Origin of the sequence: Sphingorhabdus sp., from assembly GCF_035329025.1 — a bacterium.
In the GTDB taxonomy this organism is placed as follows: domain Bacteria; phylum Pseudomonadota; class Alphaproteobacteria; order Sphingomonadales; family Sphingomonadaceae; genus Sphingorhabdus_B.
In genome coordinates, this window is the sequence record NZ_DAOLHN010000043.1 from 18,688 (window position 1) to 27,708 (window position 9,021).

General features: G+C 59.4%; 9 protein-coding genes. 2 read left to right on the forward strand and 7 right to left on the reverse strand.

From position 1 onward, the window contains the following. Nucleotides 1-38: 38 nt before the first annotated feature. From glp to PKC81_RS11920, 7 genes are read right to left on the reverse strand one after another with little or no spacing between them, the layout of a single operon-like run. A complete protein-coding gene (gene glp, locus PKC81_RS11890; protein WP_324336352.1) occupies nucleotides 39-1,220 on the reverse strand; it encodes a gephyrin-like molybdotransferase Glp in 1,182 nt (393 codons plus the stop codon). Continuing rightward, on the reverse strand, nucleotides 1,217-1,687 hold the full coding sequence (gene moaC / locus PKC81_RS11895) for a cyclic pyranopterin monophosphate synthase MoaC (protein WP_324336354.1): 471 nt from the start codon (nucleotides 1,685-1,687) through the stop codon (nucleotides 1,217-1,219). Before moaC ends, glp begins: the two co-directional genes overlap by 4 nt. Then, a complete protein-coding gene (gene trpC, locus PKC81_RS11900) occupies nucleotides 1,684-2,463 on the reverse strand; it encodes an indole-3-glycerol phosphate synthase TrpC (protein ID WP_324336356.1) in 780 nt (259 codons plus the stop codon). The genes moaC and trpC overlap by 4 nt, the downstream gene beginning before the upstream one ends. Next, nucleotides 2,463-3,389 (reverse strand): anthranilate phosphoribosyltransferase, encoded by a 927-nt coding sequence (gene trpD / locus PKC81_RS11905; protein WP_324336366.1) that lies wholly within the window; start codon nucleotides 3,387-3,389, stop codon nucleotides 2,463-2,465. Before trpD ends, trpC begins: the two co-directional genes overlap by 1 nt. A 38-nt stretch (nucleotides 3,390-3,427) precedes the next feature. Beyond that, nucleotides 3,428-4,021 carry an aminodeoxychorismate/anthranilate synthase component II gene (locus tag PKC81_RS11910; RefSeq protein WP_324336358.1) on the reverse strand — a complete coding sequence of 198 codons (594 nt, stop codon included), beginning with the start codon at nucleotides 4,019-4,021 and terminating at the stop codon, nucleotides 3,428-3,430. Further along, entirely contained in the window at nucleotides 4,018-5,538 is a 1,521-nt protein-coding gene (trpE, locus tag PKC81_RS11915) for an anthranilate synthase component I (RefSeq protein WP_324336359.1), read from the reverse strand. Before trpE ends, PKC81_RS11910 begins: the two co-directional genes overlap by 4 nt. 16 nt (nucleotides 5,539-5,554) lie before the next feature. Continuing rightward, the gene (locus PKC81_RS11920) at nucleotides 5,555-7,498 is read right to left on the reverse strand and encodes a peptidyl-prolyl cis-trans isomerase (RefSeq protein WP_324336360.1); all 1,944 of its coding nucleotides are present in this window, start codon (nucleotides 7,496-7,498) and stop codon (nucleotides 5,555-5,557) included. Nucleotides 7,499-7,656: 158 nt separating this feature from the next. Between PKC81_RS11920 and tpiA the strand changes: the two genes are divergently transcribed. Further along, nucleotides 7,657-8,397 (forward strand): triose-phosphate isomerase, encoded by a 741-nt coding sequence (tpiA, locus tag PKC81_RS11925; RefSeq protein WP_324336361.1) that lies wholly within the window; start codon nucleotides 7,657-7,659, stop codon nucleotides 8,395-8,397. Nucleotides 8,398-8,481: 84 nt separating this feature from the next. Further along, nucleotides 8,482-8,862 (forward strand): preprotein translocase subunit SecG, encoded by a 381-nt coding sequence (gene secG, locus PKC81_RS11930; protein ID WP_324336363.1) that lies wholly within the window; start codon nucleotides 8,482-8,484, stop codon nucleotides 8,860-8,862. Nucleotides 8,863-9,021 lie beyond the last annotated feature (159 nt).

Genomic DNA, 9,021 nt, shown 5'->3' on the forward strand with positions numbered 1-9,021 from the left:
AGAGGGGTGTTGTCAAGGGGTGTCGAAATGCGCCATTTTCAAAAATGCAGCGGGTAAAAGGGAACCGGTTCGCCCACAGACGTAACTCCACTATCTGCAGGCCTTATTATCAATGCGTTAGCCTCTGACAGCGCCGCCAGCATTGCACTGTCGTTGACGCCCACGGGCACTAAGGTGCCGTCGACCAGCTTTGCCCGCAGATGGTCGGCGCGCGGACCATTGGCGGCCAAATCAACACCCGTCGGCGCGGTGAGTCGCTGTGGCAGCGGGTCTGCAGCGCCGCAAAGATGCGCGATCAACGGGCGCAGATAGAGCATTGCGGTCACAAAGGCCGAAACCGGGTTGCCCGGCAGCCCGAGCGCCACCGCATCGCCCAATCGGCCTGCAATCACCGGCTTGCCGGGGCGCATCGCGATTTTCCAGAAGACAATTTCTCCGCCCGCCGCCTTCAGCGCGGGTACGATAAGGTCATGATCGCCTACCGAAGCCCCGCCGGTTGTAACGATGATGTCATGGTCGGCCAGCGCGCGGAATTGCTGTGTCAGCGCCTCCAGATCATCCTCGACCGCCGGAAACTCGCTCAGTTCGACCGGCAGGCTACGTAACATCGCCGCGAGCATGACGCCGTTCGAAGCGGGTATCTGATCTTCGGCACATGGCGAGCCGGGCGTGACCAGCTCATTGCCCGTAGAGACCAGCGCGACCTTCAATTTGCGGTGAACTGTTAGTTCGCCATGCCCCGCCATGGCGGCCAGCGCCACATGCCGCGCGTGTAGTTCAGCGCCCTTTGGCACGACGACCGTGCCTTCGACAAAATCTCCACCGGCATAGCGCACATTTTGCCCGGCTTTTATGGGTGCATCGCCGGTAAGCGTTACTACATCGCCTTCGCGCGATACATTTTCCTGGATGATGACGGTATCGGCACCTTTGGGCACCACAGCTCCTGTAAAGATGCGCACTGCTTCGCCAGTTTCGACTTTGCCTGCAAACTGAGTGCCCGCAGCGCTTTCGCCAATGACCGTCCACGGACCCGCAGCATCGGCAAAGCGGATCGCATAGCCATCCATGGCCGACAGATCGCGCGCAGGCTGGGTGCGCAGCGCCGCCACATCCTCCGCCGCCCAACGCCCGGCCGCTTCGTTCAGTGCCACGCGTTCGGTCTCAACCGGTGCCTTCAGCGCCAAAATTCGCGCCTGCGCTTCCTCGACCGAAATCATCCCGCGCGCCAGTCGCCCGACTTGCCCCCGCTTTTCGAAAGCAATCGCACGCCCGAAATCACCATGCGCTTGTCGAGCGCCTTCGCCATGTCATAGATGGTGAGCAGCGCGACAGACGCCGCCGTCATTGCCTCCATCTCCACCCCGGTCTGCCCGGTGAGGCGAGCGATGGCGGTGACGCGGATGCCCTCATCTTCAAACTCGAAATCCACCGCGACCTTGGAGAGCGCCAGCGGGTGGCAGAGCGGGATCAGTTCGCTCGTCTTCTTCGCCGCCATGATGCCGGCGATGCGTGCGGTGGCGAGTACATCGCCCTTCTTCACGGCACCCTCACGGATCGCTGCTAGTGCCTCCGCCGACATGGTAATCCGGCCTTCAGCATTTGCTTCCCTGACGGTGTCATCCTTCGCCGATATATCGACCATTGCGGCATTGCCCGCTTCGTCGAGATGAGTGAGCTTGGTCATGTGCCTAATAATAGCATTTTCGTCGCGGCTTCAACATCCGCCTGTCGCATCAAGCTTTCGCCTACAAGGAATGTGCGAACGCCGCTATCGGCCATGCGTAGGCAATCCGCATGGGTAGCAATGCCGCTTTCGCAGACCAGCAATACATCGTCAGGCACCATGCCCGCCAAACGCTCGGTCGTTGCCAGATCAACCTCGAAGGTTTTGAGGTTGCGGTTGTTGACGCCGATCAGGCGGGATTGAAGCTTGGAAAGGGCCCGCTCCATCTCTCTCTCGTCATGCACTTCAACTAGGACATCGAGTCCCTCGGCACGCGCGGCGTCTTCGATTTCCGCCATCAGCGAATCTTCAAGAGCCGCGACAATAATCAATATCGCATCGGCCCCCATCGCCCTTGCTTCGGCGCACTGCCATGGATCGACCATGAAATCCTTGCGGATGACGGGCAAGTCGCACGCAGCACGCGCTGCGATCAGGTAATCCTCATGCCCCTGGAAATAGGGTGCGTCGGTGAGGACAGACAAACAGGCAGCGCCACCCGCTTGATAAGACCGGGCGTGGGCGGGCGGATCGAAATCGGGTCGGATAAGCCCTTTAGACGGGCTGGCTTTCTTGATTTCGGCGATCAGTGCGAAACCGGTTTGCGCCTTGGCGTGCAAGGCGTTTTCAAAACCACGTACAGGAGAGGGGGCAGGCCAGTGCGACAGGCCCTGCAGTTTGCGGGTAGCAACTTCGACGCGTTTCGTCGCGCAGATCTCGTCCAGTTTGTTTGCCATCAGAAATTGATCCAGCAATCGAGCAGCGCTTTGGCCAAACCCTTATCGATGGCTTCGGCAGCCTCCTCGACGCCGGATTGCCAATCATTGGCATGGCCTGCAACCATCAGCGCCGCGGCTGCATTGAAAAGCACCGCATCGCGATAGGCGCGGTCCTGCGCGGTTTCCTGTAATCCTGCGACCAAGCGGCGGAGTGTCGCAGCATTATACTCCGCATCGCCGCCTTTGAGCGCTTCGGATGCATGGCGAGGCAGACCGGCCTCTTCCGGGCTTATACGCTCTTGCGACTGGCCCAAGCGGACAAAGCTGCTCGGTCCGGAAATCGACAGTTCATCGAGCGGTTCATCACCGGCAACGAGCATCGCATCCTCATAGCCTAGCATTTCAAGCGCTCCGGCATAAACCGGCAGAAAGTCTGGTCGCGCGACACCAGTCAATTGGCGCTTTACGCCCGCAGGATTGCAGGCGGGGCCGCAGAGGTTGAATATGGTGCGTCGCCCGATTTCCCTGCGGATCGGGGCAAGTCGGCCGAGAGCGGGATGGTATTTCTGCGCAAACAGAAAAGCGATGCCCAGATCTGCGAGCGTTTGCTCGGCGGTTTCGGCTGCGCGATCAAGGTTCAGGCCCAAAGCCTCCAGCGTATCCGCACCGCCCGCTTTGCTCGATGCAGCGCGATTGCCATGCTTGGCAACCGGTACCTCGCAAGCAGCCACGACAATAGCGACCGCAGTGGAGACGTTCAGGCTGTGCGCGCCGTCTCCTCCAGTGCCGCAAACGTCGATGGCCCCTTCGGGTGCAGAAACGCGGATCATGCGGGCGCGCATGGCGCGGATGGCACCAGCAATTTCTTCAGATGTTTCGTCGCGCTCGGCCATTTCGATCAGGGTGGCCTTGATCTCGGCGTCGCCCATTTCACCATCGAGCATCCTGCCGAACAGGGCTTCGGATTCCTGGAGAGACAAACTCACACCCGTTCCTTTGGCGTCATTCCGGCAATCCGCATGAAGTTTGCCAGCATGGCGTGGCCATGTTCGGTGGCGATGCTTTCAGGGTGGAACTGCACGCCGTGGATTGGCAGTTCGCGGTGGCGGAAACCCATCACATGACCGTCGTCGCTGGTGGCATTGACGACAAGGCTGTCAGGAATATCTTCCACAATCAGCGAGTGGTAACGGGTGGCGGTAAAAGGTGAGGGGAGCCCTGCAAACAACCCGCTGCCATCATGGCTGACCGGGCTGGTCTTTCCATGCATCAACCCGCCGCGCACCACCTTGCCACCGAAATGCTGGCCGATGGTCTGGTGGCCAAGGCAAACGCCAAGCAGCGGCTTTTTCGCTTCTGCGCAGGCTGCAACCATGTCGAGACAGATGCCCGCCTCATTGGGCGTGCACGGGCCGGGGGATAGCAGAAATGCCTGCGCGCCGCTCGACAATGCCTGTCCTGCGGAAATGGCATCGTTGCGGACGACCTCCACCTCGGCACCCAGTTCCTGCAGATAGTGCACAAGGTTGAAGGTGAAGCTGTCATAATTGTCGATGACGAGGATCTTGTTGCTCATTGGCCGAACCCTACCTCTCCGGCGACGCGCACGGCTTCGCGGGCGGCGGCCATCAGGGCGCCTGCCTTGGCCTCACATTCGCGCTGTTCATAATCGGGGTTGCTGTCAGCAACGATGCCCGCGCCTGCCTGCACGTGCAGCATGCCATCCTTGACGATACCGGTGCGCAGCACGATGCAGCTATCCATATTTCCGTCCGGGCTGAAATAGCCAACACCGCCTGCATAAGCGCCACGTGTTTCGGGTTCCAGTTCGGCGATGATTTCGCAGGCACGGACCTTCGGCGCGCCGCTGACGGTACCTGCGGGGAAGCCCGCGAACAGCGCGTCGAGCGCATCTTTGCCCTTTGCGAGGCGGCCGACGACGTTCGAGACGATGTGCATCACATGGCTGTAGAATTCGACCATATAGCTGTCGGTCACGGTCACGCTGCCGCCTTCGGTGACGCGGCCGACATCGTTGCGGCCCAGATCGAGGAGCATCAGATGCTCGGCGCGCTCCTTGGGATCGGCGAGCAAGCTATCGCGGTTTTCGGCGTCTTCCAGCGCGGTTTTGCCGCGCGGACGGGTGCCTGCAATCGGTCGAATGGTGACTTCGCCATCGCGGACCCGCACTAGTATTTCCGGGCTTGAGCCAATCAAGGCGAATCCGGGCATGTCGAGGAAATAGAGGAAAGGCGATGGATTGATCCGCCGTAATGCGCGGTAGAGGTCGACCGGGGGCAATTCGAAGGGCAGCGAGAAACGCTGCGCCAGTACAACCTGAAAGATATCGCCTGCCGCGATATAGTCTTTTGCCTTCAACACCATCTTTTCATATTGGCCGGGGGCGAGTGTGGGCGTTGGTTCCGGCAACGGCGCTAATTCTGCATGTGCCAGACTTGCGGGTACCGGTTGGGCCAGCTTCGCCGCTGTGGCATCGATACGGTCATAGGCTGCATCAATCAACCGGTCCGGATCACCGCCTTCGGGCCAGATCGGTGCGGCGATGTAGAGCCGATCGGCGAGCCGATCAAAGACCAGCACCACCGTTGGCCGCACAAACATCATGTCGGGCACATTTATCGGGTTGGCTGGCGGGCGAGGAAGTTTTTCAACGAGGCCGATGGTTTCATAACCGAAATGCCCTACAAGGCAGGCGAAGGCCGCTGGCAGCCCTTCGGGCATGTCGATGCGGCACGTCTCGACCAGCTTGCGCAGGGATGCAAGCGCACCTTCGCCGGTCGGCGCAAAGGCCGTCCGGTCGGTCTGCCAGTTGCGGTTGATTTCGGCGTTGTTGCCTTCGGCACGAAAAACCAGGTCGGGCGCAAGGCCAATCAGGCTGTGACGTCCCCGCACCGCACCGCCTTCGACTGATTCCAGGATGAAATCGCCGCGCCCCGCCTCAAACAGTTTGAGTGCCGCAGACACCGGAGTTTCGGTGTCGGCGATCAGATCGCGCCAGACTATGGCCGACCGGCCTTCGGCCAAATGGGCGCGTGCAATATCGGCAGGGTAGGCAGAGCTGGTGTCGTTCATACCCGTCCGTTGCGCCTTACTGCGCCGCGTCCTGAATGGTCAGGCGACGGCGAATATCCTTGATGGCGCTGTCATTCTTGCTGACGCCAACTTCGGCGCGAGCGGCATTGATCAGTTGCGCGGCATATTCCTGCTGCAACAGACCGAGCATTTCCTGGCGGCGCGCTGCGACCAGTTCGACATTCTTGCTCGCGTCGCCCTTTATGACTTCGTTGAGGTGCACGACGAACCAGCCCTGGCTGCGTCCGGCATCAAGTGTTTTTGCCGTGCCTTTCTTCATAGCGAACATCATCGCAAGCGGCGGCGGCATTTGTTGCCCTTCGCGGTTGAGATCCATACGGCTGCCCGACACGCTTTCAACTGCGGGCAATTTGACGCCAACCGCTGCCATCGCCTCGGCAAGCGGCTTGCCGCTCAGCACGGCGCGCTGGACTTGTTCGGCAACTGCCTTTGCCTTTTTCGAGCCTTCAGCCAGAGCCCATTGCTGGACAACAATGTCGCGAACCTCGGCAAGCGGCGGAGGAGCGGCTTCTTCGAAATCAGCAACCGAAACCATCGCAAATTTCTCGCCGGGAACGATCTCGATCAGCTGTGCTTCCCCGTCGCTTTCCATTTCAAAAGCAGCAGGCAGGATGCGTTGCATCTCCGCAATCGGCTTGTAAGCAGGTGAAGCCGGATTCTGACCATTGGCGAACAGCTTCGGCGTGGTTTCCACCTTTAGGCCATTGGCCTTGGCCATATCGGCAATGGACGCACCACCTGCAAATTCATCTTCGATTTCCGACGTGAGGTCAGAAAGCAGTTCTGCCTTCTTCTCGGCTGCAATTGTCTTGGCAATTTCTGCGCTGACAGCGGCGAGCGGGCGCGCAGCGATTTCATTGACTGCGTTGACCTTAACAACATACCAGCCAAGGCTGCCGCGTGTTGGCACCGCTGTCTTTCCTGAAGCTGTTGCAAACACAGCATCGGCAACGGCTTTAGAAGCAGAACTCGTCAGAGCTTCCCGAGTGACAGCATTGCTGTTCGTGGGGCTGAGACCAAGTTCGGCCGCCACCGCTGCCATGGATTGTCCAGCCGAAACCTTTGCGAGTGCCGCTTTGGCTGCTGCTTCGGTCGGGAAAACCAGCTGGCTGATGTCTCGGGTTTGTGATGCAGCATATTGCTTGGCGTTTGCCTTATAATAGTCTGCAATTTCCTGCGTCGTCGCATCTGCCTTTGAATCGACGATAGAGGCATCGAAAATTGCATAGCTGATCGCGCGCTTCTCAGGGATAGTGAAACGCGCCGAGTTGGCGCGGTAGTAAGCCTGCAACTGGGCGTCGGTTGGAGCAGTCGTTGGCAAAAATGCCTGTGATGGCACCAACGCGACGTTGCCCGCGCGCTTTTCGAGCAGCAGCGAAGCATAAGGCAGGACAAGACTGTTAGGTGCGGGGGCACCTACGCCAGCCACTGGCAGGATCTGCTGAGCATACAAGTTCTGCGTAAAATCGTCGCGGATCATCTGCTCGGTTAGATCAAGGCCCTGCAGGAAAGACTGGAAGGCCTGCTGGCTGAATTTGCCGTCAGGGCCATTTACATTGGGCAGTTTGCGGATTTCGGAATCGACAAGGCGCTTACTGACTGCAATGCCATGTTCTTCGCCAAAAGCCGAAAGTGCGTAGCGATTGATCAGTCGATCGAGCGTACCGTCCAGACCGCCACTTTCAACGAACTTCGCCATATCAAGCGTGGGATTGTCGCGGCGTTCGGCACGCAGGCTATTGTCGAGCAAGTCCTGGAACTCGCCGAGTCCGATCTTTTTGCTGCCAACCTTGGCGACGTGGCCTTGACCCAATCCGCCAAAGCTGCCCGAGCCCGTGACATCACCCAGCGCAAAAGCAAAGCCGACCAGCACGACAAATGCCAGGGCGAAAACGGCGCCCCAGCGTGAACCCAGAAGCTTGCGGATAAAACTGATCATGTCGGTCCTGAAAAACTATGGCAAAGCGCGATTGGCGCCCGCTTTAGGCGGCACTGGTCGGTCAATCAAGCATGAAGGCCATTTGGATTTGTGATGCCAATTTGCTAGCGGGCCGAATCGAATTTCACCCTTTATCCAGACCGGCAGAGGAAAACAGGATGCGCAAGCTGATCGCAGGCAATTGGAAAATGAACGGACTGCTCGCCGAGTTGGAGGATGTCGCATCGATTAGCGAGGCGGTGGCGGCACATCCGTCGGTCGATACGGCACTATGCATTCCGGCAACGCTGATCCGTCCGGCGGCAAGTCGATTTGCCGATATGGCGATTGGTGGTCAGGATTGTCACATGGCTGCTTCTGGCGCGCATACCGGATGCATATCCGCAGAAATGCTGGCCGATGCCGGGTCGAAGCTGACGATTGTAGGGCACAGCGAACGCCGTGCGGCGCAAGGTGAAAGCGATGCCGATATCCGCGGCAAGGCATTGGCTGCCAAGCGGGCAGGGCTAGCGGCCATTATATGCGTTGGAGAAACCGAAGCGGAACGCGACGCAGGGCGGGCTGAAGCTGTTGTATTGGGGCAATTGGAGGGGTCATTGCCTGACGATGCGGCAAGTGAATGGTTATCGGTTGCTTACGAGCCTGTTTGGGCCATCGGAACCGGTCGAATTCCGTCAGTGGGGGATGTTGAAGCAATGCACGCGGCAATCCGAGGGGCGCTGGTCACCCGCTTCGGAGCCGATGGCACTGACATCCGGATCCTGTACGGTGGATCGATGAATGGTGATAATGCTGCGAGCCTGCTGGCGATCCCCAATGTCGATGGAGGTCTCATTGGTGGCGCGAGCTTGAAGGCCGACAAATTCTTGCCGATTGTCGCCGCTGCGGCCGCCGCCTGAGCAATAAGATTTGAAAAACATGGCTGCCATCCCTATGTGGGCGGCATTCCGGCCAAGTGCCATGCTATTTTATCGGACAGAATAATGGGTCTTTTTCACTTCCTCCTCGTCGTTTTCGCCGTTGTTGCGGCTGCACTGGTTGGCGTTATCCTGATGCAACGTTCCGAAGGCGGTGGTCTCGGGATGGGCGGCAGCCCGTCTGGCCTCATGTCGGCGCGTGGAGCAGGGGATTTCCTGACCCGCACCACGGCGATCCTCGCAACTCTTTTTGTAGGCCTTGCCATTGCTATGGCATTTGTTTCGGCGAAGCGTGGCGCGCCCTCGGGCGTAGACGAAACCCTTGAACGTGCGGCCCCCGCCACGCAGCAGCAGAATGTTGATCCGGCCGCAGCGCCCGCAAATGTGCCCGCCGCTGACAAGGCTGCACCTGCAGCGCCTGCCAGCGAAGTGCCGCTGGACAAATAGTGTAATAATTCGGTCGCTTTCGCGTACGGCGTGCGACCGCGTCCACAATTTATTTGCTCCGGCGGGCATTCGCCCCTTGCCGAATCCCATAAACTCGTCTTAGGCCTTTCCTCCCATGGCGCGGTACATTTTCATCACCGGCGGCGTGGTCTCCTCGCT